This is a genomic window from Nocardia sp. NBC_01329, assembly GCF_035956715.1.
In the GTDB taxonomy this organism is placed as follows: Bacteria; Actinomycetota; Actinomycetes; order Mycobacteriales; family Mycobacteriaceae; genus Nocardia.
Genome location: NZ_CP108381.1, coordinates 3790245 through 3816220 on the forward strand (window position 1 = coordinate 3790245; position 25976 = coordinate 3816220).

The window sequence follows — 25976 nt, forward strand, 5'->3', positions numbered from 1 at the left end:
CCTACCCGCCGGTCGACCCCTGGCACCGCCGGGAACCAGCCCGGCGTTACTTGGTTACGACGATGACGGTTCTCTTCTCCGGGTCCACCGGCCCGCCGTGAAAGTCACCCATGAACGCCACATCGCCGAATCCGGCCTCGTGGAATGCCGCCTCGAGTTGCGGGCGGGAATACATGTGGAGCCGGCACTGCCGGGACCAACCGGGACGCGTCCAGTGGAGTTCGAGTTCCTGTGCGCTCCAATCATATCGGGCGTTACCTACGAGATCGGAACGGCGAGTGAGCTGGGTACTGAGCAATTCGCTGCCATTGCGTGCACGATGCTCGAAGCACTCGAGAGTATCGATTTCCATGACGAGTCTGCCCCCCGGGGCCAGAACGCGAGCCCATGCCGTGAGGGCCGCGAGGTCTTCCTCGCGGGTATCGAAGAAACCGAAGCTGGTCCACAGATTCAGGATCGCGTCGTAGGGACCGGCGGGTGGCGTTCGCATATCCGTCAGGACGAAGGTGCAGCCGGGGTATCGACGGCGGGCGTCGTCGAGTTGCTCCGGCGAGTTGTCTATACCGACTACGCGATAGCCACGCCGGCCGAGCGGGCCGGCGTGGCGGCCGAAGCCGCACGGCACATCGAGAATTCGCGCTCCGGGGGGCAACCCGAGCAGGGCGACAATCGCGTCGACCTCGCTGTCGGTGTCATCGTAGACACCCAGGGTGGAGAATGTTTCGCGGAAACCTTCGTCGAAGAATTCGGCCGCCCAATCTTCTCGCGTGATGCGTCCGGAGGTGACCGTCGCGTCCTGCGCCTGTTCGGTCGAGTACTTCATTGCTCGCTCCTCGAAAGCTTTGCGGCCGTGGAAGAGGGTCGGATACCGCCGGGTCGGCGGGACACCTTCGGACCCAGGGACCCGCGAGAACCGACAGGCTACCCGGCCGATCGGCCGGGTAGCCGCGTGATCTCGCTCGGATCGGACAGCGAACGGCCGGTCGTCACCGGCTGCACCGACAGTCGGATCCGAGCGGTCCGGAGCGTAGCTCCCCTGGTAGGGGAGCTACGCCGGACAGGTCACTGATCGTTGCCCGAAGCGGGGATCACTTCTTGTCGAGATCGACCAACTTGCAGATACACAGCTGCACCGTGTGGGCGAGAATTCCGCCGAAGTAGCGGGTGCAGAACTCCATGTACCCCACCGGATCGCACTGGTGCGCATGCCACGCCGAATCCACTTCCAGGTCATCGGGCAGATAGTTGCCCTCCATGCCGCTGGCCCGGAAGCGCTCGAGCGACCGCTGGTAGCGAGTTACTCGATCGTCGATCTGCTCCTCGGTCAATGCCGCGGAACCCGGCCAGAACAAATGGCCCCAGCGCAGGTTCTCTTTCAGATGGGTCGTGTCGAAATCCGCAGCGGGCACTTCGGTTTCGGCAGAAACGGCCGCGATACTCGTCGTCATAGCCCGGTCCTCGATTCACTAAGAACTCACCCTGTCGGCCGACAAGTCTCCAGAACTACTGGAGCAGTTAGAGTTTCGTGTGTTGCAGGTCACCGGTCAAGGGACCGGCCCTCCCCATCCATGGGAGCCGGTACATGAAACCGATTGCGAATCAATCGATTCAATCCGCCAGGAGCCCGAGGATCGGGCTGGAACTCAGAGCTCGCGGGTACCTCCGGAGTCATCCAGCGGCGGCCGACGACCAGCACGACACGGTCGCCGAGATCAACAGCAGGTCAGCGAGAAGTACAGAGGCTATTCGTATTTCGTGAATCCGTTCGATTCTCGCCGCGAGCGGGACCGGGCCGCTTCTGTCGTCGACCGGACTGCCGCCGCGTACTCGAATCGCCGACCGCGCCACTAGTCCGCGGGCAGCAGGACATCGGTATCGAAACAGGTGTGCGTGCCGGTATGACACGCCGCGCCCTCCTGGTCGACGATCAGCAGCACCGTATCGCCGTCACAGTCGAGCCGTACCTCGTGCACGTACTGGGTGTGGCCGGAGGTCTCCCCCTTCACCCAGTACTGCCGGCGGGAGCGCGAATAGTAGGTCGCGCGGCGGGTGGCGAGCGTGCGGGCCAGCGCCTCGTCGTCCATCCAGGCCATCATCAAGACCGCACCGGAATCGCGCTCCTGGGCGACCGCGGCTACCAGCCCGGCCTCGTTACGTTTGAGTCGTGCCGCGATCACCGGATCGAGACTCATCAGCGCACCACCAGTCCGGTCGCCCGTAAACCGTCCTTGACCTGCGCGATGGTCAGCTCGCCGAAATGAAAAACGCTGGCGGCCAGAACGGCATCCGCACCCGCCTGTACCGCCGGGGCGAAATGTTCCACCGAGCCGGCGCCGCCCGATGCGATCACCGGAATCGAGACCGCTGCGCGCACCGCCGCGATCATCCGGAGGTCGAAGCCGGTCTTCGTGCCGTCGGCGTCCATCGAGTTGAGCAGGATCTCGCCCACCCCGAGTTCGGCGCCGCGGATCGCCCATTCGACCGCGTCGATACCGGTCCCGCGCCGGCCACCATGGGTGGTGACCTCCCAGCCCGACGGGGTCTCCGGCTCGCCGTCCGGCACGGTTCGGGCGTCGACGGACAGCACGATGCACTGGGAGCCGAACCGCTGCGACATCTCGTGCAGCACCTCGGGGCGCGCGATCGCGGCGGTGTTGACCGAAACCTTGTCCGCCCCCGCACGCAGTAGCCGGTCCACATCCTCGACCGTGCGGACCCCGCCGCCGACGGTGAGCGGGATGAAGATCTGTTCGGCGGTGCGGGTCACCACATCGAGCATGGTGCCCCGATCACCGCTGGAGGCGGTGACATCGAGGAAGGTGAGTTCGTCGGCGCCCTGGGCATCGTAGGCCGCGGCGAGTTGCACGGGATCTCCGGCATCGCGCAGGTTCTGGAAGTTGATCCCCTTGACCACGCGCCCGGAATCGACATCCAGACAAGGAATCACCCGAGTAGCCAGTGTCATAGACGTCCTATCGAGGCCGGTACATGCAATCCACGGAGGCCGCAGCGAAGGCAGTGCATGCGGTCCGCGGAGGCCGTAGCGAAGACGGAGGGATCGCAGTATCGAATCATCGGTCCTGCTCCTCGCCGCGCGGCGCAGCCGTATCCATACGGTCGGAAACGGCGGTGTATCCGCTGCCCCGGGTCGCGGCGATCATATCGAGCAGTTCGGCGTGCACCCCCGGCGCGGCTGCCAATACCGAGCCGGATTCGATGGTCCAGTCGACACCCTCGAGATCGGTGACCACCCCGCCCGCGCAACGCACCATGAGCGCCCCCGCGGCGTTGTCCCAGGGATGGTGGCCGAAGACGATGGCCCCGCCGAGGGTGCCTTCCGCGGTGAAGGCGAGATCGATTCCGGTGGACCCGTGCATCCGAACCCGCGACGACAGCGCGCTGAGCGTGCCGAGGACCCGGTGCCGGAACAGTCCCGGCACCCGGCCGGTGGATTCGATGTTGAAGGCGCCGAAACCGATCATCGCCTCGTCCAGTACCGCCGGAGCCAGCGGCGGCTGCGGTTTGCCGTCGAGCAGCAGCGGCCCCCCCAGGACGGCCGCGTACCGCCGGTCCAGCGGCGGGAACCAGGCCAGGCCGATCACCGGTTCCCCGTCGCGGACGAGGGCCAGCAGGGTGCCGGTCAGCGGGTGTCCGTTGGAATAGTTGAAAGTGCCGTCGATGGGGTCCAGTACCCAGGCGGTGCCACTGGCGAGCGCGGGCCCGCCGAATTCCTCACCGTGTACCTCGATTCCGGTCCGGTCGAGGAGTTGACCGGAAATAGTGCGTTCGAGTTCGAGATCCAGTTCGGTCGCGAAATCCCGTGATCCCTTGGCCACCGCGCTGGGTGCGCCGCGGCCCTCGAGGAAACGTTCGCTCACGCTGTCGAGGATTTCGGCGGCGGTGGCCATCAGGGTGGCCAGCTCGGTCTCTGTCCCGGTCATCGCCTCAGGCCCCGATCATCGCGGCTCAACGGACCGCGGCCAACGCCTCGGGAAGGGTGAACCGGCCCGCGTAGAGGGCTTTGCCCACGATCGCGCCCTCCACACCCTCGGGTACCAGATCGGCGATCGCGGTCAGATCGGCCAGTGCCGACACCCCGCCGGAGGCGATCACCGGCGCATCGGTGGCCATGCACACCTCACTCAGCAGATCCAGGTTCGGCCCGGTCAGGGTGCCGTCCTTGGTGACATCGGTGACGACGTAACGGGAGCAACCGTCGCGCTCGAGCCGTTCGAGTACTTCCCACAGATCACCGCCGTCGCTGACCCAGCCGCGGCCGCGCAGCCGGTACTCACCGTCGACCTTCTGCACATCCAGGCCGACCGCGACCCGCTCGCCGTACTCCGCGATGGCCCGGGCACACCACTGCGGGTCTTCCAGCGCGGCAGTCCCGAGGTTGACCCGGGCGCAGCCCGTGGCCATGGCGGCCTTCAACGATTCGTCGTCGCGGATGCCACCGGACAGTTCCACGGCCACGTCGAGTTCGCCGACAACCGCGGCCAGCAGTTCACGATTGGACCCCCGGCCGAATGCCGCGTCCAGATCGACCAGATGCACCCATTGCGCGCCCGACTCCTGCCAGGCGAGCGCCGCGTCGCGGGGCGAACCGTAACTGGTTTCGCTACCCGCCGCGCCCTGTACCAGGCGGACGGCCTCTCCATTGGCGACATCGACAGCGGGCAGCAGCACAAGACTCACTCGGAACAGCGTAGTAGGTGTGGTCGGGCGAGGCCCATCCGCAGTCCGCACCCGGCCCGTGGCGACCACCCGGCCGCCGCGAGCCGGCGAACCGGTGCCCGTTAAGGTGACATCACCCACTGGGGCGGTCGAGGTGCCCGCTACACTCGTCCCGAACGCGTGAGTGGTCAAGGACGCGGCATGTCACGATTTCGAGAAGGTTCGGAGTAGGCGCCATCGATACCGGTCAGTTGATCGCGGATCACTACCGCCTGGTCGAGCAGATTGGTAGCGGCGGCACAGGCGTTGTCTGGCGTGCCGTCGACGAGCGTCTGCAACGGTCGGTGGCGATCAAGCAGATCCATATCAAACCCAGCCTGCCGCCCGCCGAGCGCGATGTGCTCCGGCAGCGGGCGACCCGGGAAGCCCGCAACGCGGCGCGGTTCCAGCATCCGAACGCCATTGTGGTCTTCGACATCACCGAACACGGCGGCGATCCGTGCCTGGTGATGGAGTACATGAAATCCCGCAGCCTCGCTATGGTGCTGTCGGCGCAGGGCCCGCTACCACTCCCGCAGGTGGCCCGGATCGGTGAACAGGTAGCCTCCGCGCTCATCGCGGCACATGCGGCCGGCATCGTGCATCGCGATGTGAAACCGGGCAATATCCTGCTCGACGATCACGGCACCGTCAAGATCACCGATTTCGGTATCTCCCGGGCCACCGGCGACGTCACGCTCACCGAGACCGGTCTGATCTGCGGTACCGCCGCGTATCTGGCACCGGAGGTGGCGCGCGGCGCCGATCCGACGCCCGCCGCGGATGTATTCGCGCTCGGTGCCACTCTTTTCCACGCCTTGGAGGGCGAACCGCCGTTCGGGTCCGGCAATCCGTTGAAGGTGCTCTACGCGGCGGCCAACGGCCAGGTGAGCGAGCCGCAGAATGCCGGGCCCGCTACCGATTTCGTGTTGGATCTACTCAGTTCCGATCCGAGCGACCGGCCGAGTATGCGTGAGGCCCGGGAAGCGCTGGCGCGTTTCGCGGGCTACGACAGCGCGGCGTCCGAGCACGCCGGTTTCGTTCCGGCGCGCGAAGCCTTCGACCGCAACGGCCACGACCGCAACGGCCACGGCGGCGCCGCTGTCAGCACCATGGAGTCCCCGGTGCCCGGCCGGTACAGCGGCCCGGCCGGGGACACCCCGCCGCGGCGCCGGGCGGAACCGCGGTCCGCGGGACGCGACGGCCAGGATGCCCGGCCACCACGCCGGTCGGCGAACCATCCACCGACGAGCGCCCAGCCGGTCGCGCGGAAATCCGGCGGTAACGGTGGGGTCAAACGCGCCGTGGCCATCGGCGGCATCGCCGGGGCTGCGGTCGTCGGCGGGGTGCTGTTCTTCAACTCCTCCGATTCCGGGGACAGCGGCGCGGCACAGGCGGATACCTCGACCAGCGCCACTGTCTCGAACTCGCCCGATATCCCCGCTGCGAACAGCCCCGCGCTCGGGTCCACCCCCAGTACCGGCTCGGTCGAATGGGTGCAGGCAGGTCAGCTGGTGGAGCAGTTCTATCTCGACCCCACGGGTTCGTGGTCACTGCTGACACCGGCCGCACAGCAGGCATACGGCAGCCAGCAGGATTTCCAGCAGTACTGGTCGACCCGGACCGTACAGAATTTCAGCCGCATCGAGGCATACAAGGGCAACAACCCCGACGGCTCGGTGGATATGCGGGTGAACAACCTCAGCTACGGCGGCCAGACCAGCAATCCGATCTTGCGGATCATCAGCTCCGGCGGCACTCTGCTGATCGACAGCGATACCCACTGAGACTGCCGGTCGGCGCCGGGAAACCGGAGTCCGGCCGGGTTTTCGTGTACGGCATGGTTTTCGGCGGAACGGCACCGGGCTCGGTCTCGCGCTGCCGGCCCCGGCTCCGCCCGGCCGATCCGTTCGCCCGCTCATGGTGGTATACGAGGGGGTTACAACTCGCCCCGACAGATTTCGACTGGGTCAAGGGGTCCGGTCCTCCGGTACAGGGGCCGGGTGAGGCGCTAGCGTTGGCGGTGGTGGGGCCGTCCGGTGCTCCTCGACGAGCTCGAGGGCGAGGGGTCCCGGAACTGCGTCGCCGCTGTAGCTGAACATCCGACTTCGCCACCGATGGGAGACGCGCAGATGACCGAGTCGGCACTGAACGCGATGGCCAGGATGGTCGGTGAATGGCAGACGACCACGAGCCTGCACCCCGATCTCACCGGGCTCACGACGATCGAGTGGATACCCAACGCACGGTTCCTGGTGGTCCGCTACACGGTCCCGGATCCCGGGGTCAGCTGGACATGGCTCGTCGGCGCAGACGATCTGCACCAGGACCACCTCGTCATCCTGCACTACGACCAGTACGGCGAGCACCGCGTCTACCAGGGTTCCTTCGACGGACCGCTCTGGCGGGTGTGGCGTGATGCGCCCGGCCATTCCCAGCGGTTCACCGGGAACCTGGACGAGACGGGAAGCACATTCCGCGCCACCTGGGAGCACTCGGACTCCGAACTGGACCCGCGCAGCTGGGATCACAAGCTCGACTTCACCTACACACGGATCTCCTGATCACCGACCACGCTGATTCGCCATCGGCGTACCTCCGCCTTCGCTCCGGCCGTGCGCGTTCTGCGTACCTCCGCCTTCGCTCCGGCCGTGCGCGGGACTGCGGATGGGCCCCGCCCAACAGCACCTATTAGGCTGGAACGGCACCTTGTGCTGATGTAGCCAGGCCGAAGACAAGGACCGGAACCACCATGACATCCCGTATCGAGCTCGCCCGCGTCGATCTACGCGGTCGCACTCCCACTACCGCGCAATTGCGCACCGCGCTGCCGCGCGGCGGGGTCGATGTGGACTCGGTACTGCATCAGGTGCAGCCCATGGTGGAGGCCGTCCGCGACCGCGGAGCGGCCGCCGCGCTGGAATTCGGCGCGAAATTCGACGGGGTCACCCCGGAATCCGTCCGTGTCCCGGCGAACAGGCTGGCCACCGCCCTGGACGAGCTCGATCCCGCGGTACGCACCGCACTCGAGGTCGCGATCGAACGCACCCGCACGGTCCACGCCGATCAGCGCCGGACCGATACCACCACCCAGGTGGTATCGGGCGGTACCGTGACCGAACGCTGGGTTCCGGTGGAGCGGGTCGGGCTGTACGTACCCGGCGGTAACGCCGTGTACCCGTCGAGCGTCGTGATGAACGTGGTCCCGGCCCAGGCCGCCGGGGTGGACTCGCTGGTGGTGGCCTCGCCGCCGCAGCAGCAGTTCGGCGGGCTCCCGCATCCGACCATCCTGGCCGCGGCCCGGCTGCTGGGCGTCGAGGAGGTCTGGGCGGTCGGCGGCGCGCAGGCGGTGGCGCTGCTGTCCTACGGCGGTACCGACACCGACGGCACCGATCTGCTGCCGGTGGATCTGATCACCGGCCCCGGCAATATCTACGTCACCGCAGCCAAGCGATTGTGCCGCGGCCTGGTCGGGATCGACGCCGAGGCGGGTCCGACCGAGATCGCGGTACTGGCCGATGCCACCGCTGATCCGGTGCACGTGGCGGCCGATCTCATCAGCCAGGCCGAACACGATGTACTCGCCGCCAGTGTGCTGGTGACCGACAGCCCCGAACTCGCCGATGCCGTGGATGCCGCGCTCACCGCGCAGCTGTCCGTGGTGAAACACGCCGACCGGGTCACCACCGCGCTGACCGGCACCCAGTCGGGAACCGTGCTGGTCGACGATATAGATCAGGGTCTACGGGTGGTCAATGCCTACGCCGCCGAACACCTCGAGATCCAGACCGCGGACGCCACGGGCGTGGCCGCGCGGGTACGCAGTGCCGGCGCGATCTTCGTGGGCCCCTATGCGCCGGTGAGCCTCGGCGACTACTGCGCCGGATCCAATCACGTGCTGCCCACAGCCGGCTGCGCGCGGCACTCGTCGGGCCTCAGTGTGCAGACCTTCCTGCGCGGGATCCACGTCGTGGAGTACAGCGAGTCGGCGCTGAAAGATGTGGCCGGGCATGTGGTCGCGCTGGCCGACGCCGAGGATCTGCCCGCGCACGGACAGGCCGTCCGCGCGCGGTTCGAGGCGCTGTCGTGAGCACTCCCGACTCCGAAAACACCACTGCGACCACTGTTCCCGGATCCGGCGTCGGGCTCGACGCGCTGCCGCTGCGGGAGAACCTGCGGGGCAAATCCCCGTACGGCGCACCGCAACTCAGTGTTCCGGTCCAGCTCAACACCAACGAGAACCCGCATCCGCCGAGCCGGGCGCTGGTCGACGATGTGGCCGAGGCCGTCCGAGCCGCAGCCGCGGATCTGCACCGCTACCCCGACCGCGACGCGGTGGCTCTGCGCACCGATCTCGCCGCGTATCTCACCCGGCAAACCGGGTTCGCGGTGGATACGGCCAATGTGTGGGCGGCCAACGGTTCCAACGAGATCCTGCAGCAGCTGCTACAGGCCTTCGGCGGCCCCGGCCGGCGGGCGCTCGGTTTCGTTCCGTCCTATTCGATGCATCCGATCATCTCCGAGGGCATCGATACCGAATGGGTCGAGGCGAAACGCGGCGCCGATTTCGCTATCGATATCGACGCCGCGCCGGCCGCCATCGCCGAACGCCGGCCCGACGTGGTCTTCGTGACCAGCCCGAACAACCCCACCGGGCACAGTATCGCGCCCGCCGACCTGGCCCGGATACTCGACGCGGCACCCGGAATCGTCATTGTGGACGAGGCCTACGCCGAGTTCTCCTCGACGCCCAGCGCAATCGGCCTCATCGACCGCTACCCGGCGAAACTCGTCGTCAGCCGGACGATGAGCAAGGCGTTCGCGTTCGCCGGCGGGCGACTCGGTTATCTGGTCGCCGCCCCCGCGGTCATCGACGCACTGCTGCTGGTCCGGCTGCCGTACCACCTGTCGGTGGTGACCCAGGCGGCCGCACGGGCCGCGCTGCGGCACGCCGACGAAACCCTGGGCAGTGTCGCCGAATTGGCCGCCCAGCGCGACCGGGTAGCCCGGGGGCTGGCCGAGATGGGGTACGAGGTGGTACCCAGCGACGCGAACTTCCTGCTGTTCGGCAAGTTCGAGAACGCCGCGCGCGCCTGGCAGCACTACCTGGACGAAGGCGTGCTGATCCGCGATGTCGGAATCAGCGGATATCTGCGCGCCACTATCGGATTGGCCACCGAGAACGACGAATTCCTGCGGGTCAGCGCGAAACTGACCGCCACCGAACCGACAGCGCAGCGCTGATCACCGAGACGGAAGAGAGTATGAACCGAACCGCGCGGGTGGAGCGCACCACCAAGGAATCGAGCATCGTGGTGGAGCTGAACCTGGACGGCACCGGAAAGACCGATATCTCCACCGGTGTCCCGTTCTACGACCATATGCTCACCGCGCTCGGCGCCCACGCCAGTTTCGATCTGACCGTACGCAGCGACGGCGATATCGAGATCGAGGCGCACCACACCGTCGAGGACACGGCGATCGTGTTCGGACAGGCACTCGGACAGGCACTCGGCGACAAGTCGGGCATCCGCCGGTTCGGCGACGCCTACATTCCGATGGACGAGACGTTGGCGCATGCCGCGGTGGACGTCTCCGGGCGGCCCTACTGTGTGCACACCGGTGAACCGGACCATCTGCTGCACGCGGTGATCCCCGGCGCGCCGGTGCGCGGTCGTAACGATCCCGGGGCCCCGTATTCGACGGTGCTCAACCGCCACGTCTTCGAATCGATCGCCCTCAACGCCCGGATCGCGTTGCACGTCCGGGTGCTCTACGGCCGTGACCAGCATCATGTGACCGAAGCGGAGTACAAGGCGGTGGCGCGCGCGCTGCGTGCCGCCGTGGAACCCGACCCGCGGGTACAGGGTGTGCCGTCGACCAAGGGAGCACTGTGATGCTGCGATACCGCCGCCCTCGCTGCGGCTTCCGCGTCCGCACGCAGAGCGATAGTGGGGATGGTGTGATGGATTACCTGCGCTCCTGCCTCCGCGAATCACATGCATCCGGTGGGGAGAAGGCACTATGACTTCGGTGGTTCTGCTGGACTATGGGTCCGGCAATCTGCATTCCGCCGAACGGGCGCTGGTCCGGGCGGGTGCGCGGGTCGAGGTGACCGCCGATCCAGAGGCCGCGCTCGCCGCCGACGGCCTGGTGGTGCCCGGTGTCGGCGCCTTCGCCTCCTGTATGGCCGGGCTGCGCGCGGTGCGCGGGGAACGGATCATCGGTCAGCGGCTGGCCGGTGGCCGGCCGGTACTGGGCATCTGCGTAGGGATGCAGATCCTGTTCGACCGCGGCGTGGAGTTCGGGGTGGAGACCGACGGTTGTGGTGAATGGCCGGGCATCGTAGACAAACTCGAAGCGCCGGTCCTGCCGCATATGGGCTGGAACACCGTCTCCGCGCCCGCGGACAGCGTGCTCTTCGCTGGAATGGACCCCACCACCCGGTTCTATTTCGTGCACACCTACGCCGCCCGCGCCTGGGAACTGCCGCCCAGCGAACATCTCGCAGCACCTCGGCTGACCTGGTGCGAATACGGCACCGGCCGATTCCTGGCCGCGGTGGAGAACGGTGCGCTCTCGGCGACGCAGTTCCATCCGGAGAAATCGGGTGACGCCGGCGCACAACTGCTCTCCAACTGGGTGAAATCACTCTGACACCGGCCGACGGCCCACCTGGCGGTAAATACTCGCCACGCACGTATCCGGGTCAACGCGGTGGCACCCTGGCCCACCGGGTACCCCGGCTAAGCGGCGCATTTGGCGTTCGGCGGCGGTGGGGGCGCAGCCACGATGCCCCGGGCCACATCGACCACATAGTCCCGGTTGCCGTCGAGCGGTTCGGTGCCCAGAGCGAGCCGCTCCACCACACAGCCCGCCTCGAACAGGGCCGGGCCGATATTGTGGCGGCCGGGTTCGACCACTCCGTTCAGGGTGCGCCCGCTGACGATGGAGTACAGCGTGCTGGGCTTACCGGCGAGCATGAGGGCGGCCCGCATCTGGGTGCTGGCGGTGTAGGGCACCACTTCGTCGGCCGTGCCGTGGACGAGGAAGGCGTGGCGGATACCCATCCGGCCGGCCTGTAGCGCCGGGGACCGGTCGGCGTAGGCGAGCGGGCAGACGATGGGAATGCAATTGCCGGCGTCACGCTGGATCTGCGCTTGGAGGGCGGGATAGTCGGCGGCCGGGCCCGACCAGTGGGTGAACAGATCCGACGGGCCGAAGGTGTCCACCCAGTAGTCGAACAGTCCGGCCGGACCGTAGGCGGCGGCCAGCCCGGAGGTCATCGCGCCCTGGCTCCAGCCCCACAGGATGGTGCGCGCCACACCGGGATGCGAATTCTTGTACCACTGGGTCGCGGCGACCAGATCCTGCCACCCGGCCCACAGATTCCACTCCCCGGTACGCCACTGAGCACTACCCCGCATATCCATCGAGACGACCGGTGTCCCGGTGCGCGCGGCGATCGAGGTGAGGTATTCGGAATACTGGGTCGCCGAGCCCTTGTGCCCGTGCGCGGCCACGATCAGTGCGTTACCGACCGCGCACCCTCGTGGTTGGTAGACCAGGCCGGTGGCCTGCTCACCGTCGACCGGCACCGAGATCGGACGGCTCTGGACCGTGCACGCCTGGGTCGCGGCGGCGGGCGCCCCGGCCAGCAGCGTCGCCGTCAACGCCGGTAGCAGCACCCCGGCCAGGAAGCTCACTGCGCGTCTGCTCATCCTTCGAATATTGCACGGCGCGGGCCACATTCGCAGGAACCCGGCCGGACGAGCCCGGGTGTCGGATCCCGCCGCTAACATCCGGGCCATGTATTCGATCAGTACTGCGCAACGCCGTGCCCGGATCGGCGTCCGCCACCGGCTCTCCGGTGCGCATCGCAGCGCCGATCCGGCCGAGATCACGCGGTCGATGGTGGTACTGCACGCCACCGATCCGGCCACTGTGCATCTGTCGGTGGCGGCCCGCGGTCACGATCTCGGTCCCGGGCAGGTCGAGCGGGCCCTCTACGAGGATCGGTCGCTGGTGCGGATGCTGGCGATGCGGCGCACGATGTTCGTCGCGCCGGTCGATCTGGTACCCGTGCTGCACGCCTCCTGCGGTGCCGATCTCGCGGCCGAACAGCGCCGGACCTACGCGCGGTATCTGGAGCAGGCGGGGATCGGGGAGGGCGACGCTCCGGGCTGGCTGGCCGAGATCGCCGATCGTACGCATCGGGCGCTGCTCGCGCGCGGCAGTGCCACCGGGGCCCAGTTGAGCAAGGACGTTCCCGAACTACGTACACAGATCGATACCGCGCCGGGGAAGTCGTATTCGCGGCCCACCAATATCACCAGCTGGGTGCTGGTGCTGCTCGGCACCGAGGGCCGGATCGTGCGGGCACGGCCGAACGGTACCTGGTCGAGCAGCCAGTACTCATGGACGCCGGTGGAGTCCTGGTTGCCCGGCCCCCTCGTCGATATCGAGGCCGAGGCGGCCCGCACCGAAATCGTCCGATCGTGGTTGCACACCTTCGGGCCCGCACCGATCGGTGATATCAAATGGTGGACCGGATGGACGCTGGGACAGGTCCGCAAGGCACTCGCCGGGATCGATACCGTCGAGGTCGATCTCGACGGAACCGCGGGCCTGCTCCTGGCCCGCGATCTCGAGCCGGTGGCCGATCCGCCGCCGTGGGCCGCGCTGCTACCCGCCCTGGATCCGACTCCGATGGGCTGGCAGTCGCGCTCCTGGTATCTGGGCGAACATCAGCCCCGGTTGTTCGACCGCAACGGCAATATCGGCCCGAGCATCTGGTGCGACGGCCGGATCGTGGGCGGCTGGGCACAGCGCAAGGACGGCGAGATCGTGACCCGGGTTCTGGAGGACATCGGCGCCGAGGCGACATCGCTGGTGGCGGCCGAAGCCGAACGCGCCGGCAGCTGGTTCGGTGCGGTGCGCCCGATTCCACGGTTCCGTACTCCACTCGAACGCGAACTCACGGCGTGACCCGAGCCGCACGAACGAAGTAGATTGTCCGATAGCCGCCCGGTCAGCTGTTTCCGCTGTCCGTGGCGCCGGTCTGCGCGTCGAGGATCCGAGTGAGCAGGGCGACGAGCGTACGGCGCTCGGGCGCGGACAACGCGGTGAGCAGCTGGTCCTGGGCTCGGTCCAGTCTGTGGTCGAGCTCGTCCAGGTGCGCGCCGCCGGCGTCGGTGAGCGTGACGATATTGCGGCGGCGATCGTCGGGATCGGCGGCCCGGCCGGCGAAACCGCGCGCGACCAGATCGTTGAGGATCGCCACCATATCGCTGCGGTCGATCTTGGTGCGGCGGCCGAGTTCGGCCTGGCTGGCGGCGCCGGTCTCTCGCAAGGTGGTGAGGACGGCGTAGTGGTATCGCCGCGATCCGGTATCGGCCAGCGCCTGTTCGGTGGCGCGGTCGGCGAGAAGCGCGGTCTGGTTGATCAGTCGCGTCGGCAGCGAGCGAAGCCTGCCGGGTACGTCCTCGTGCGCGATCTTCATACCCGGAATGTAGCAAGTGTTTGTTGGCGATCCCCACAAGTTGGCCTATCGTTGGAGATACCAACATTGGCTAGTCCAACAGATAGTGGAGGGTTACCGCCGTGAAGATCCGTCGCCGCCTGATGCCCCGGGCCCTGTTCTCCGCGACCGTTGCCGGCGCCGCCGGTGCGGCCTGTCTGCACATCGCCACCGACCGGCCCGCGCGCGCACTGCGCGAACTCACCGATCGCGCCGAACTCACCGCCCTCGTCGACCGGCTGGCGCGCGCGTTGGACGAAAGGGATTTCGACCGATTCCGCACGATCTACACCACCGACGCCACCGCACAGACCCCGGGCGGCGAAGCCTCCGGCCGTGATGCGCTGACGGCACAGGCATCACGTAGCCACTCCCCCGATCAGGTGATCCAGCATTTCGTCAGCAATATCGCGATCGACCTCGCCACCGACACCGCCGAGATCCGAGCGAACCTGCTCGCCGTGTTCGCCCCCGCCACCACCGACGGCACCCTGCCCAACCCGCGCTTCACACTCGGTGAGATCTACCGCTTCTCCGCGCGACGGCTGCCCGAGGGCTGGCGGCTGAGCCGCGTGCATTCGACGCCCGTCTGGTCCGTCGGTACCCGATTCTGATCGGTTTATGGGACCACCGGCACGACCGAGACCTCCACTCCGGAACAGGCTCCGGTCAGCGAGTCGTCCACGGCGCGTCGATCAGCGCCTCCACGTCCTCATCGGCGAGATCGATATCGAAGACCTCGGCGAGGACCTTCGGCAACTCCGCCGACTCGAGTTCCCGGGCGACGCCGGTCCCGTCGGGATACTCGGTGGTCAGGGCGCGACCGTCCAGCGTGTGATGCACTCCGGGCAGAAAACGCTGCACGAACGGCCGCTGGGTGAACGGTGAACGCGGCGAGGTGGAGACGAAATGATTGCCCACCTCGTAATCGATCCGGTACTGCGGAGCCGGAGTGAAGGTATAACGGTCGATCCATCCGGCACCGGCGAACTGGTGCAGTACCCACTGATCGCCCCCCAGTTCATCGCGGGTGTGTTCGAGACGGAACCGCCAGCCGCCGAGCAGGAACTCGTCCGGATCGTCGACGAGGGCATAGGGTTCGGACGGCCCGGCACCGAAGCCGACATCGGCCAGCCACACCCGGTCGTCGTCGGCTACCGTGACCCGCAGCAGCGCGTGGGTGGCCGGACGAAGACCACCCGACCCCATGGTGACCCGGCCGGACAGACCCGTGATGCCGAATCCGAAGCGCTCCAGCGCCGCCGCGAACACGATGACGTTCTCGTAGCAGTAACCCCCACGCCGACGCCGGACCAGTTTGTCCTGCAGGGTTTCCAGATCCAGCGGGACAGGCCGCCCCAGCACCGCTTCCAGGTTCTCGAACGGTACGACGGTGGTGTGCGCGGCGACCAGGCCCCGCAGCACAGGCAACGTCGGAGTGCGCGGGCCGGTGTATCCGATCCGGGTCAGGTACGCGTCCAGATCCAGTGCGTCGCCGTTCCAGTGATAGGCGGCATCCGCGGGCTTCGACATAGCGTCCTCTCTCGTCCGGGTCCGACACGAGCAACCGAACCAAGTGCGCAGGTGTTCCGCCCCGTAACAGAGGACCGCCCCGATGGCGCCCGTCACTGATACCGGTACCGGGATAGTGGATATCGACCCCGAATCGTAGTCCAGTGACAGTACCGAGCCGTCCAGGTCCGTAACGGTGCCGCGGCAGCGTGCAACACCCAGTGACGCGGCGCTACATATCGAGGCCGAGGTCGAGCACCCGGACCGAATGGGTGAGGGCCCCGACCGCCAGGAAATCGACACCGGTTCGCGCGTAACCGGCGGCCATATCCAGGGTGAGACCACCGGAGGATTCCAGTTTCGTGCCGGGCGCGGTGGCGTTGCGGCGCTGGACCGCGGCCTGGGTCTGCCAGAGCGGGAAGTTGTCGAGCAGGATCAGTTGCACGTCCTCACCGAGCACGGCGTCGAGCTGGTCGAGATCGTCGACCTCGACCTCGCAGTCGATATCGGGCGCGGCCGCACGCACGGCACGCAGCGCCTCGACCACCGACCCCGCGGCGACGACATGGTTGTCCTTGATCAGCGCGGCGTCGCCCAGGCCCATCCGATGGTTCACCCCGCCGCCGGCACGTACCGCGTACTTCTGCAGGCCGCGCAGGCCGGGGAGGGTTTTACGGCTGTCGCGGATACGGCAGCCGGTTCCGTCGACCGCGTCCACCCACGCGGCGGTGGCGGTGGCGATACCGGAGAGATGACACATCAGGTTGAGCATGGTGCGCTCGGCGGTGAGCAGCCCGCGGGTCGGCGCCGCCAGTGCGAGCACCGGCTCCCCGGGGGCGATCCGGGTGCCGTCGGGCACCCGGTCGGTGACCTCGTAGGCGCCGGCCCCGATCACCTCGTCCAGGACGAGCAGTCCTATATCGATACCGGCGACCGTCCCCGGCTGCCGGGCCACCACCGCGGCCTTCACCACCGCATCCGCGGGGACGGTGGCTGTGGTGGTGATATCGGGCCCGTACCGCAGATCCTCGTCCAGCGCGGCACGGATGACACCGCGGACTTCGTCGAGATCCAGACCGGGATCCAATGTCATTGCCTACTCCTCGTTTTCGATCGGCCACGGCCGGGGCCGCGGGAATCGTCTCGTCGGCGGACGACGGGCCGGCCGGGTCCGAGTCCGGACCGGCGGCGCACCGGCGTCCTTCGATTTCACGACTGTGCCGTCGACGGAGACGGCTCCGTGACCACGCATGGCGCGCCACCGTCGTCGAGTCGTACGACGGTCGGGCGGGCCGCATCCCGTGCAGCCCGCGGATGATCAGAACGGGTGTGGCAACCGCGGCTCTCCGTTCGCACCCGCGCCGCCAGCAACAGCGCCCGAGCCGTCACGGTGAGCGCGGCATCCTCGAATCGGGCCACGAGAGCCGCCCCGCGTGCGGCTACAGCGGCACCCGTTTCGGGTGTTTCCGCACCGCGCGCCTTCTCGAGTGTCCGCGCCGCTCGCGCCAGACCGGCGCCGTCGCGGACGACCGATGCGTGATCGGTCATGGTCTGCTGGAGGACGCTCCGGTCGAGCGCCGGGAAGACGGTTGCGGATCCGCCCGCCGCGTTCGCCGGTTCGCCGAGTCGCTCGATCGACGCGAGCCCGGCCCGCTCCCCCATCACCAGACCCTCGAGCAAGCTGTTGGAGGCCAATCGGTTGGCACCGTGCAACCCGGTGCGCGCGACCTCCCCGGCCGCATAGAGCCCGGGCACTCCGGTACGTCCCTGCAGATCGGTGAGGACCCCGCCGCACTGATAGTGCGCCGCGGGCGCCACCGGGATCAGCTCTCGGCGCGGATCGATCCCCACCGCACGGCAGGACATGGTGATGGTCGGAAAACGCCGGGCGAATTCGGGTATCTCCCGGGCGTCCAGGTACACATGGTCGTCACCGAGCAGCCGCATTCGGGCCGCGATCGCCCGCGACACCACATCCCGCGGCGCCAGATCACCGCGCGGATGCACACCCGCGGTCACCGAATCGCCCCGCGAGTCCACCAGCCTCGCACCCTCGCCGCGTACCGCCTCGCTGATCAGCGGCTGCCGTCCGAAACCGTCGGGCGTGTAGAGGACGGTGGGATGGAACTGCACGAATTCCAGATCTGCCACCGCCGCACCGGCCCACAGCGCCAGAGCGACGCCGTCGGCCGTCGCTCCGGCCGGATTGGTGCTCAGCGCGTACAGCTGCCCGAAACCGCCGGTTGCCAGCAGCACCGCGGGTGCGTGCACCACCCCGATCCCGCGATCCGAGACCGCCACGACACCCTGGACACCGGAGGCATCCGTCACGACCTCCAGTACTGCCGTGCCGAACAGCACGGGCAATCCGGCCGCCGACAGCGCGCGCTGCACCTCCGCGCCGGTGGCGTCGCCCCCGGCATGGATGATGCGGCGGGTACTGTGCCCGCCTTCTCGGGTCCGCGAGACCTCCCCGTCCCGGCCGAGGTCGAATACCGCGCCCAGGTCGGTGAGGGCGGCCACGGCGTCCGGGCCGCCTTCGACGATGGAACGCACCGCATCGGGGTCGCACAGTCCCCCGCCGGCGGCGAGGGTGTCGGCGACATGGGAGTCCACCGAATCCCCGTTCGGCGCTACGACGGCGATACCGCCCTGCGCGTACTGGGTGGCGGTATCGGCCGGGCCGCCCTTGCTCAAGATCAGCACCCGCAATCCGGCTCGCGCGGCCGCCCGGGCCGCGGTGAGCCCGGCGACCCCGCCGCCGACCACGATCAGGTCGGCGCGGGTCTCCCACTGCCGATCCGGTTCTTCGATCATCACGTACTCCACACCGGTCGAACCGATGTCACATCCGGACCGGCGTCATTCCCCGCCGCCGGGGTTGCCGATCTCGATCATCCGCTGTACCGAATGCCGGGCCAGGGCCGCGGTCTCGGGGTCGACGTGCACCTCGTCGCGGTTCTCCTCCAGGCAGCGCAGCAGTGCGGCCGGGGTGATCATCTTCATGTACTTGCAGGCGGCGCGATCGTTGACCGCCTGGAAATCGATACCCGGGGCGGCCTTGCGCAGCTGGTGCAGCATGCCGACCTCCGTCGCGACCAGCACCTGGCTGGATTTCGCGGCGCGGGCGGCGTCGATCATGCCGCCGGTCGACAGGATGTGCACCCGGTCGGCGGGGAATTCACCCTCGCCGGCCAGATACAGCGCCGAGGTCGCACAACCGCATTCGGGATGCACGAAGAGTTCGGCATCGGGGTGGGCGCGCGCCTGTTCGTTGAGCTCGTCGCCGTTGATCCCGGCGTGCACATGGCATTCGCCCATCCAGATGTGGATGTTCGCGCGACCGGTCTCGCGCTTCACATGCGCGCCGAGGAACTGGTCGGGCAGGAACAGCACCTCACGGTCCGGGTCGATCGAGGCGACCACGTCCACCGCGTTCGAGGAGGTGCAGCAGATATCGGTGAGACCCTTCACCGCCGCTGTGGTGTTCACATAGGACACCACCACCGCTCCCGGGTGTTCGGACTTCCATTCGCGCAGTTCCTCGGCCGTGATCGAATCCGCCAGCGAGCAGCCCGCGCGCTCGTCGGGGATCAGCACGGTTTTCTCCGGGCTGAGGATCTTGGCGGTCTCGGCCATGAAGTGCACACCGCAGAAGACGATCGTCGCCTCGGGCGCCTCGGCCGCGATGCGGGACAACGCCAACGAATCCCCGACGTGGTCGGCCACGTCCTGGATCTCGGGCAGCTGGTAGTTGTGCGCGAGAATGGTGGCGTTGCGCTGCCGCGCCAGGCGTTTCACCTCGGCCGCCCATTCCGGTGTCGCCTCGACCCCGGTATAGCCCGATGGCCCGTCGCTGATCCGCTCCCGCAATGCGGTACCCGGCGCCGGGGCCAAATCTGCTCCCATCGTCGCCATGGTCGCTCCTTCCTCCGCGCGATCGGCGCCTCGGCCGATTCGCACTCACCAGGTTTTCGACTTACGATCGAAAACGTGGACCAGTTTAGCACCATCCATGAATCGCTCACCGCGGTGTTCCAGGTTCGCCGCTTCCCTACTGCCATCACCGCAGGTGAGAGCGGCGCGAGCATCGAGGGCAGCCGCCCGAACCGCCACCAGCGAGAACTCGCGGTCCTCCTGTGGCAGCGCGCGCTGGACCCGCAGCACGGCACCTGGTCGTTACCGGGCGGCCGGTTGCGCAACGATGAGGACCTCGATACCTCGGCCCGCCGGCAGCTGGCCGAGAAAGTGGACGTACGCGAGGTGGACCACCTCGAACAGCTGTCGGTGTTCAGCGCCCCCGACCGCGTCCCGGGACCGCGCCGGATCGCCTCGGCCTATCTGGGCCTGGTCCCCCTCACGGCCGATCCGCGACTACCGGACGACACCTCATGGCACCGGGTCGCCGCACTGCCGGAGATGTCGTTCGATCACGGCACCGTCGTCGAACACGCTCGAGCACGCCTGGCCGCGAAACTCTCCTACACCAACATCTCGTTCGCCCTGGCGCCCGATCGTTTCACCATGTCCACACTGCGGGAGATATATTGCGCCGCACTGGGTTACGACGTCGATACCACCAACCTGCAACGCGTCCTGACCCGGCGCAAGGTCATCACCCCCACCGGCGACACCGCGGCCCCCGGCCGCGCCGGTGGACGGCCCGCCTCGGTGTACCGATTCAGCGATTCCGGTCTGCGCGTCACCGACGAATTCGCCGCACTGCGCCCCCGCGCCTGACACCGCTGCGCCTGACACCGCTGCGCCCCCGCGCCTGACCGGAGCCCGCTCCGAGAGCACGACGAACTGCACCGCGGGTTCGGCACCGCTCCCGACCGGGCTCGACTACGGGCTACACCCGGACGGAGAGGATCAGGTCCGCAACTCGGGTCGCGGCACCGGTTTGGTCCCCGGATGCCGGGCCGAGCGGTCCAGCGGCCAGACGATCACCTCGATCACCCAGAACAGCAGCAGGAATACCGTGACCACCACAGTGGGGATGAGCAGGAACGCGAGGGCGAACACCGCGATCACGAGGAACACCGCCAGCGCCGCCGGCGACACTCCTTGCAACCGGCTACCGAAGCGCACCGCGGCCCACATCATCCAGCGGCGCGGCAGCGAGACCGCGCATTCGCGCAGGGCCCGCCGGAACAATCCGTCGGCGTCGACCTCGCTCACGAGTTCCGAACGCAGCAGATAGTCGTGCAGGATCGCCGCCCGCGTGTACACGCCGTAGCGGGGTATCAGCCACACCACCGGGCGGGGTACCGAAGCGAAATCGGTACGGAAGCCGACCGGTACCTCGAACTGCTCCGCCGCGCCCGCGTAGCCCAGCGGCTCCCGGACCGCCCAGAACGTCCCATCGATCTCCTCGACCACGAGCGCGCTGGTGAACCCCACGACGTCATCTCCCCTGTCGGCCAGTCGGATTCGGCCAGCCTACGACCGCCGGTGCCGACCCGACCATCCGGACGCGACACCGGCCCACCCACCGGGACTCTGAAACGGTGACGGTTCGCCGGCGCTCAGTTCGACGGGCTCGGCGGGCCTTCCGGCGAAGCTCCGCCGGTCTGCCCGCCGGGCCCGGCCGGGGCACCGACCCGGGCCGGGTCACCAGCGGGCACCGCACCGGGCGGAACCGGTTGATACGGCTGTTCTCCGGACTCCGGGTCGGGATAGGGCTGAGGACGGGAATCACCGAACGGGCTCAGGAAGCCGGTCCCCAGATCCTCCGCCGGACTGAGCCCGGCCAGGATCAGGAGCACCAACCCCGCCATCAACGGCTGCGCGATCAGCGCGAACTGACTTCCCAATTCCACCGGCAGCGAGACGATCCGGCCGACCGGTGGATCATCCGGTCGGGGATTGTCCCAGGTGACGACCAGATCACCGATCCACGCCATCAGCCACGCTCCCACCACCGAGCCGAACAACAGGCCCGCGCCCTGGATCGGACCGCGCATCAGGCGCCACCGCCAGGCGGCGACCGCGGACAGAAAGCCGGTGACCGCGCCGGCACCGGCGAACAGCGCCGTCGCGTCGAACCGGTGCAGACTTTCCCCGACCAGTGCGGCGCCGCGGCCGGGTTCGACCACCAGCACCCGTTCGGTGGGTGCCAGCAGACCCCACAGTGCCCCCACGAGCAGGCTCACCAGCACCGCCGCCATCAGTAATACGAGGGCGGCGCGCAGCTCACGACGCGTCCCGGCCCCGGTCCGATCGGGCATCGCTACCGCCTCTCCAGGCTCGTGGAGTCGATCAGACCGTGCCGCGAGCATTTCGCCCACCAACCGTCGGGGTCGACCTGCACAACCATCCGGCGGCCGCAGTGTTCGCAGAACCGCGGCGGTTCCAGTCCCAGTTCCACGGCCCGGGCGATCGGTTCGTCGAACCCGGGCCCGGCAGGCCGGCCCGTGAACGGGTTGTAGCGCGCGTGCATATCGCCGACAGTACTCACGGGATCGGCCGTTCCCCGGCTGACGTCGCCGATCAGAATGTCTCGTTGAGTGCTTTGATGGGCATCTCGAGTTCACCCAGCAGGTCGAGATCCTTCTCGGCGGGACGTCCGAGGGTGGTGAGGTAGTTGCCCACGATCACCGCGTTGATCCCGCCCAGGATGCCCTGGCGGGCGCCGAGATCACCGAGAGTGATCTCGCGGCCACCGGCGAATCGCAGCAGGGTGCGGGGCAGTGCGAGACGGAAGGCCGCGACCGCGCGCAGGGCGTCGGCGGCCGGCAGGACCTCGAGATCGCCGAAGGGCGTGCCCGGGCGCGGGTTCAGGAAGTTCAGCGGGACCTCGTCGGGATCGAGTTCGGCCAGATCGGCGGCGAATTCGGCACGCTGTTCCAGCGTTTCACCCATACCGAGGATGCCACCGCAGCAGACCTCCATCCCGGCCGCGCGCACCATCCGCAGGGTGTTCCAGCGTTCGTCCCAGCTGTGCGTGGTGACGACGTTCGGAAAGTAGGACCGCGCGGTTTCCAGGTTGTGGTTGTAGCGGTGCACACCCATCGCGGCCAGCCGGTCGACCTGTTCCTGGGTGAGCATGCCCAGCGAGCAGGCGACCTGGATGTCGACCTCGTTGCGGATCGCCTCGACACCGGCGGCCACCTGCGCCATCAGCCGTTCGTCGGGGCCGCGTACCGCGGCGACGATGCAGAATTCGGTGGCGCCGGTCTTGGCGGTCTGCTTGGCCGCCTCCACCAGGCTCGGGATATCCAGCCAGGCCGCGCGTACCGGTGACTGGAAAAGGCCCGATTGGGAGCAGAAATGGCAGTCCTCCGGGCAGCCGCCGGTCTTGAGGCTGATGATGCCCTCGACCTCCACCTCGGGACCGCACCATTTCATTCGAACCTCGTGGGCGAGTTCGAGCAGTTCTTCGAGGCGGTCGTCACCGAGGCGCAGGACGGCCAGCGTCTGCTCCCGGGACAGGCCGGTCCCGCGGTCGAGAACCTGCTCCCGCGCCTCGGCTAGTACATCCTCGGCGGTTACGGCGGTATCGGAGTTCCTGACGGGTGCCCGGTTCACTGGCGAATCCCTTCGTCCGGCGGGTTTTCCTGGTCCCGGCCTTCGCGGAACACAGAACTTGAACAGCGTTCAAGGGAGGGTAGCGCCAAAGCTTGAACAGCGTTCAGGCTGGGGTAGCGTCCAAGGGAACCGCAGCCAGATCAGGAGGACCGTACCGTGCAGCTACACCGGGACGACGTCGTGGACGGCGCCGTCGCCATCCTCGACGAATACGGCCTGGCCGACCTCACCATGCGCCGCCTCGCCGGAGCGCTGAAGGTCCAACCCGGCGCGCTGTACTGGCACTTCCCGAACAAGCAGGCCCTGCTCGGCGCGGTGGCCGACCGGATCCTCGCGCCGATGGAGCAGCCGGTGCGCGCCGGCGACTGGGCGGGCGCGCTCACCGAGTTGGCCCACCGGTTGCGCGACTGCCTGCTCACCTACCGCGACGGCGCGGAACTGGTCTCGGCCACATACGCCTCCCGCCTGACCACCAGCAAGGGCCGGGAACGGCTCGCCGCGGCCGTGATCCGCGCCGGTATCCCCCGCGCCGAGGCCGAACTCGCCGCGTACACGCTGCTGTACTACGTGCTCGGCCATACCGTCGACGAACAGTCCCGGATACAGATGGACTCCGCCGGGATTCTCGCCGACGATTCCGGCACGCTCGTCGGATCCGAGGACCCGACGGCCCGCTTCGATTTCGGCCTACAGCTGTTCACCGCCGGAGTCCGGCACCGGCTCGGCGCCGATATCCGCTGACGCACCCGGATTCGCCGCCGGACGGGGCACCGCATCTCACCTTGAACACTGTTCAAGTATGGTGCCCACGTGACCTCCGATCCACTGGCCTGGCTCGACGACCGCGCCGCCGGGCGCGAGACCGCCGGACTGCGGCGCCGCCTCCGGCCGCGCGCGGCCACGGCGGCGAGCCTGGATCTGGCCTCCAACGACTACCTCGGACTCACCCGGCACCCCGAGGTGATCGCGGGGGCGATCGAAGCCGTGAACCGATGGGGCGCGGGGTCCACCGGTTCACGGCTGGTCACCGGTACCACCACCGAACACGAACTACTGGAGGCCGAACTCGCCGAGTTCACCGGATTCGCGGCCGGACTGGTGTTCGCCTCCGGCTACGCCGCCAATCTGGGTGCCGTCACCGCCCTCGCCGGCCGGGGGTCGCTGATCGTCTCCGACGCCGGCTGCCACGCCTCGCTCGTGGATGCCTGCCGGCTCTCCCGCGCCCGGGTGGAAATCGCGCCGCACCGCGATATCGCCGCGGTACAGCGGCTGCTGGCCGCTCGCGGGGAGGCGCGTGCACTGGTGCTCACCGATTCGGTCTTCAGCGCCGACGGCGATCTCGCGCCGCTGGCCGCACTCCACCGAGTGACCCGCGCGCACGGCGCGGTACTGCTGGTCGACGAGGCCCACGGGCTGGGTGTGCGCGGGACCGGCGGGCGCGGACTCGTCCAGGAGACCGGTCTGGCCGGCGAACCCGATGTGGTCGTGACCGCCACCCTGTCGAAAGCCCTCGCCGCCCAGGGCGGCGTGGTCCTGGGCGGCGAACGAGTGCGCGCGCACCTGATCGATTCGGCCCGCACCATGATCTTCGATACCGGGCTCGCACCTGCCGCCGTGGGCGCGGCGCGCGCCGCGCTGCGGATCCTGCGCCGGGACCGGGAACTGCCGCGGCGGGTGCTGGACCGGGCAGCCGAGATCGCCCGGGTCGCCGGTGTTCCGACCCCCGATTCGGCGGTCGTGCCGGTCATTCTCGGCGAGCCCCGGATCGCTTACGCGGCCGCCGTGGCCTGTCGCGAAAAGGGTCTCGAGGTCGGCTGTTTCCGCCCGCCGTCGGTGCCCGAGGGCACCTCGCGATTGCGCATCACCGCCCGCGCCGACCTCTCGGCCGACGACCTCGCCCGCATCGATTCCGTCCTGACACCGGTTCTGTCCCGTGCCCGCGACACCGGGGCCGTACCGGCATGACGCTGCTCTTCGTCACCGGCACCTCCACCGAGGTAGGCAAGACCGTCACCACCGCTGCGCTGGCCGCAGTGGCCCGCACTGCCGGACTCGAGGTCGCCGTATGTAAACCGGCCCAAACCGGTGTGGGCGCGGCCGATCCCGGTGATCTCGCCGTCGTGACCGCCCTCGCCGGCGTGACCCGGACCGTCGAACCGGCCCGCTACCCCGAACCGCTGGCCCCCGATACCGCAGCCCGCCGCTGTGGGGCCCCGCTGCTCACACTGTCCGAGACCGCCACCGCGATAGCCGGACTGGGGTCCGCCGACCTGGTGCTGGTGGAGGGTGCCGGTGGGCTGCTGGTGCGGCTGGGTGAGTTCACCCTCCTCGACCTCGCCCGGGAACTGTCGGCGCCGGTGCTGGTGGTCAGCGCACCGGGCCTCGGCACCCTCAATCACAGCGAACTCACGACCTGGGCCCTGCGGCAGGCCGGAGTGGAATGCGCCGGACTGGTGATCGGATCGTGGCCCGAACGGCCCGATCTGGCGATGCGGACCAACCGCGCCGATCTGCCGCGGGTCACCGGCACCGAACTGGTCGGCGCTGTTCCCGAAGGTGCCGGCGGGTGGAGTCCGCAGCGCTTCCGGGCGGCGGCCCCGGCCTGGTTCGACCGGCAGTGGACGCAGCGGTATCTCGGACGAACCGGCACCGTACCGGAGATTCGCCCGCCGGTCACCGCGTTCGCTCCCTAGAGTTC

General features: G+C 68.5%; 29 protein-coding genes. 12 read left to right on the forward strand and 17 right to left on the reverse strand.

Going from position 1 to position 25976, the window contains the following annotated elements; translation table 11 throughout:
* Nucleotides 1–46 precede the first annotated feature (46 nt).
* The 7 genes from OG405_RS17215 to OG405_RS17245 all read right to left on the reverse strand — a co-directional run bounded on the left by OG405_RS17215 (nt 47) and on the right by OG405_RS17245 (nt 5042).
* Nucleotides 47–823 (reverse strand): class I SAM-dependent methyltransferase, encoded by a 777-nt coding sequence (locus tag OG405_RS17215; RefSeq protein ID WP_327147503.1) that lies wholly within the window; start codon nt 821–823, stop codon nt 47–49.
* 265 nt (nt 824–1088) lie between these two features.
* The gene (locus tag OG405_RS17220) at nt 1089–1448 is read right to left on the reverse strand and encodes a hypothetical protein (protein WP_327147504.1); all 360 of its coding nucleotides are present in this window, start codon (nt 1446–1448) and stop codon (nt 1089–1091) included.
* 399 nt (nt 1449–1847) lie between these two features.
* The gene (gene hisI, locus OG405_RS17225) at nt 1848–2192 is read right to left on the reverse strand and encodes a phosphoribosyl-AMP cyclohydrolase (RefSeq protein WP_327147505.1); all 345 of its coding nucleotides are present in this window, start codon (nt 2190–2192) and stop codon (nt 1848–1850) included.
* Nucleotides 2192–2965, reverse strand: a complete 774-nt coding sequence (hisF, locus tag OG405_RS17230; RefSeq protein WP_327147506.1) for an imidazole glycerol phosphate synthase subunit HisF — start codon at nt 2963–2965, stop codon at nt 2192–2194. Before hisF ends, hisI begins: the two co-directional genes overlap by 1 nt.
* A 106-nt stretch (nt 2966–3071) precedes the next feature.
* A complete protein-coding gene (locus OG405_RS17235) occupies nt 3072–3941 on the reverse strand; it encodes an inositol monophosphatase family protein (RefSeq protein ID WP_327147507.1) in 870 nt (289 codons plus the stop codon).
* Between the two features lie 25 nt (nt 3942–3966).
* Entirely contained in the window at nt 3967–4698 is a 732-nt protein-coding gene (gene priA, locus OG405_RS17240; RefSeq protein WP_327147508.1) for a bifunctional 1-(5-phosphoribosyl)-5-((5-phosphoribosylamino)methylideneamino)imidazole-4-carboxamide isomerase/phosphoribosylanthranilate isomerase PriA, read from the reverse strand.
* Nucleotides 4699–4865: 167 nt separating this feature from the next.
* Nucleotides 4866–5042, reverse strand: a complete 177-nt coding sequence (locus OG405_RS17245; RefSeq protein WP_327152629.1) for a hypothetical protein — start codon at nt 5040–5042, stop codon at nt 4866–4868.
* On the opposite strand from OG405_RS17245, the gene OG405_RS17250 reads away from it, so the two are divergent.
* The 6 genes from OG405_RS17250 (at nt 4962) to hisH (ending at nt 11373) form a co-directional block, all read left to right on the forward strand.
* Nucleotides 4962–6503, forward strand: coding sequence for a serine/threonine-protein kinase (locus OG405_RS17250; protein WP_327152370.1), 1542 nt, complete (start codon nt 4962–4964; stop codon nt 6501–6503). The genes OG405_RS17245 and OG405_RS17250 overlap by 81 nt on opposite strands.
* 345 nt (nt 6504–6848) lie before the next feature.
* A complete protein-coding gene (locus OG405_RS17255) occupies nt 6849–7280 on the forward strand; it encodes a hypothetical protein (protein WP_327147509.1) in 432 nt (143 codons plus the stop codon).
* Nucleotides 7281–7468: 188 nt separating this feature from the next.
* The gene (gene hisD / locus OG405_RS17260) at nt 7469–8806 is read left to right on the forward strand and encodes a histidinol dehydrogenase (protein ID WP_327147510.1); all 1338 of its coding nucleotides are present in this window, start codon (nt 7469–7471) and stop codon (nt 8804–8806) included.
* Nucleotides 8803–9960 (forward strand): histidinol-phosphate transaminase, encoded by a 1158-nt coding sequence (locus OG405_RS17265; protein WP_327147511.1) that lies wholly within the window; start codon nt 8803–8805, stop codon nt 9958–9960. The genes hisD and OG405_RS17265 overlap by 4 nt, the downstream gene beginning before the upstream one ends.
* A 20-nt stretch (nt 9961–9980) precedes the next feature.
* Nucleotides 9981–10613: an imidazoleglycerol-phosphate dehydratase HisB gene (gene hisB, locus OG405_RS17270; RefSeq protein ID WP_327147512.1), complete on the forward strand. Its 633-nt coding sequence runs from the start codon at nt 9981–9983 to the stop codon at nt 10611–10613.
* A 127-nt stretch (nt 10614–10740) separates the two neighbouring features.
* Nucleotides 10741–11373, forward strand: coding sequence for an imidazole glycerol phosphate synthase subunit HisH (gene hisH, locus OG405_RS17275; RefSeq protein WP_327147513.1), 633 nt, complete (start codon nt 10741–10743; stop codon nt 11371–11373).
* Between the two features lie 89 nt (nt 11374–11462).
* Here the strand turns inward: hisH and OG405_RS17280 are convergent, their stop codons facing one another.
* The gene (locus OG405_RS17280) at nt 11463–12437 is read right to left on the reverse strand and encodes an alpha/beta hydrolase family protein (RefSeq protein WP_327147514.1); all 975 of its coding nucleotides are present in this window, start codon (nt 12435–12437) and stop codon (nt 11463–11465) included.
* An 88-nt stretch (nt 12438–12525) separates the two neighbouring features.
* Here OG405_RS17280 and OG405_RS17285 point away from each other — a divergent pair, with 88 nt between their 5' ends.
* Nucleotides 12526–13704: a winged helix DNA-binding domain-containing protein gene (locus OG405_RS17285; protein ID WP_327147515.1), complete on the forward strand. Its 1179-nt coding sequence runs from the start codon at nt 12526–12528 to the stop codon at nt 13702–13704.
* Between the two features lie 43 nt (nt 13705–13747).
* Here OG405_RS17285 and OG405_RS17290 read toward each other — a convergent pair whose 3' ends face one another.
* A complete protein-coding gene (locus OG405_RS17290) occupies nt 13748–14218 on the reverse strand; it encodes a MarR family winged helix-turn-helix transcriptional regulator (RefSeq protein WP_327147516.1) in 471 nt (156 codons plus the stop codon).
* Between the two features lie 101 nt (nt 14219–14319).
* Here OG405_RS17290 and OG405_RS17295 point away from each other — a divergent pair, with 101 nt between their 5' ends.
* Nucleotides 14320–14850, forward strand: a complete 531-nt coding sequence (locus tag OG405_RS17295; RefSeq protein ID WP_327147517.1) for a nuclear transport factor 2 family protein — start codon at nt 14320–14322, stop codon at nt 14848–14850.
* A gap of 55 nt (nt 14851–14905) precedes the next feature.
* Here the strand turns inward: OG405_RS17295 and OG405_RS17300 are convergent, their stop codons facing one another.
* From OG405_RS17300 to nadA, 4 genes are all read right to left on the reverse strand, one after another.
* Nucleotides 14906–15769 (reverse strand): arylamine N-acetyltransferase family protein, encoded by an 864-nt coding sequence (locus OG405_RS17300; RefSeq protein ID WP_327147518.1) that lies wholly within the window; start codon nt 15767–15769, stop codon nt 14906–14908.
* Between the two features lie 211 nt (nt 15770–15980).
* On the reverse strand, nt 15981–16841 hold the full coding sequence (nadC, locus tag OG405_RS17305; protein WP_327147519.1) for a carboxylating nicotinate-nucleotide diphosphorylase: 861 nt from the start codon (nt 16839–16841) through the stop codon (nt 15981–15983).
* Nucleotides 16842–16957: 116 nt separating this feature from the next.
* Nucleotides 16958–18565, reverse strand: coding sequence for an L-aspartate oxidase (locus tag OG405_RS17310; protein ID WP_327147520.1), 1608 nt, complete (start codon nt 18563–18565; stop codon nt 16958–16960).
* A 45-nt stretch (nt 18566–18610) separates the two neighbouring features.
* Nucleotides 18611–19666 (reverse strand): quinolinate synthase NadA, encoded by a 1056-nt coding sequence (nadA, locus tag OG405_RS17315; protein WP_442790574.1) that lies wholly within the window; start codon nt 19664–19666, stop codon nt 18611–18613.
* Nucleotides 19667–19741: 75 nt separating this feature from the next.
* Here nadA and OG405_RS17320 point away from each other — a divergent pair, with 75 nt between their 5' ends.
* The gene (locus OG405_RS17320; protein WP_327147522.1) at nt 19742–20488 is read left to right on the forward strand and encodes an NUDIX hydrolase; all 747 of its coding nucleotides are present in this window, start codon (nt 19742–19744) and stop codon (nt 20486–20488) included.
* 132 nt (nt 20489–20620) lie between these two features.
* Here OG405_RS17320 and OG405_RS17325 read toward each other — a convergent pair whose 3' ends face one another.
* From OG405_RS17325 to bioB, 4 genes are all read right to left on the reverse strand, one after another.
* Nucleotides 20621–21151: a DUF1353 domain-containing protein gene (locus OG405_RS17325; RefSeq protein ID WP_327147523.1), complete on the reverse strand. Its 531-nt coding sequence runs from the start codon at nt 21149–21151 to the stop codon at nt 20621–20623.
* Nucleotides 21152–21276: 125 nt separating this feature from the next.
* Nucleotides 21277–21978, reverse strand: coding sequence for a DUF2567 domain-containing protein (locus tag OG405_RS17330; RefSeq protein ID WP_327147524.1), 702 nt, complete (start codon nt 21976–21978; stop codon nt 21277–21279).
* Nucleotides 21979–21980: 2 nt separating this feature from the next.
* Nucleotides 21981–22190 carry a biotin synthase auxiliary protein BsaP gene (gene bsaP / locus OG405_RS17335; RefSeq protein ID WP_327152371.1) on the reverse strand — a complete coding sequence of 70 codons (210 nt, stop codon included), beginning with the start codon at nt 22188–22190 and terminating at the stop codon, nt 21981–21983.
* Between the two features lie 50 nt (nt 22191–22240).
* Complete coding sequence (gene bioB / locus OG405_RS17340; RefSeq protein WP_327147525.1) at nt 22241–23278, reverse strand: biotin synthase BioB; 1038 nt, start codon at nt 23276–23278, stop codon at nt 22241–22243.
* Between the two features lie 156 nt (nt 23279–23434).
* Here bioB and OG405_RS17345 point away from each other — a divergent pair, with 156 nt between their 5' ends.
* The 3 genes from OG405_RS17345 to bioD all read left to right on the forward strand — a co-directional run bounded on the left by OG405_RS17345 (nt 23435) and on the right by bioD (nt 25971).
* Nucleotides 23435–24019 (forward strand): TetR/AcrR family transcriptional regulator C-terminal domain-containing protein, encoded by a 585-nt coding sequence (locus OG405_RS17345; RefSeq protein WP_327147526.1) that lies wholly within the window; start codon nt 23435–23437, stop codon nt 24017–24019.
* 69 nt (nt 24020–24088) lie between these two features.
* On the forward strand, nt 24089–25243 hold the full coding sequence (locus OG405_RS17350) for an 8-amino-7-oxononanoate synthase (RefSeq protein WP_327147527.1): 1155 nt from the start codon (nt 24089–24091) through the stop codon (nt 25241–25243).
* The gene (gene bioD / locus OG405_RS17355) at nt 25240–25971 is read left to right on the forward strand and encodes a dethiobiotin synthase (protein ID WP_327147528.1); all 732 of its coding nucleotides are present in this window, start codon (nt 25240–25242) and stop codon (nt 25969–25971) included. Before OG405_RS17350 ends, bioD begins: the two co-directional genes overlap by 4 nt.
* Nucleotides 25972–25976: the final 5 nt, after the last annotated feature.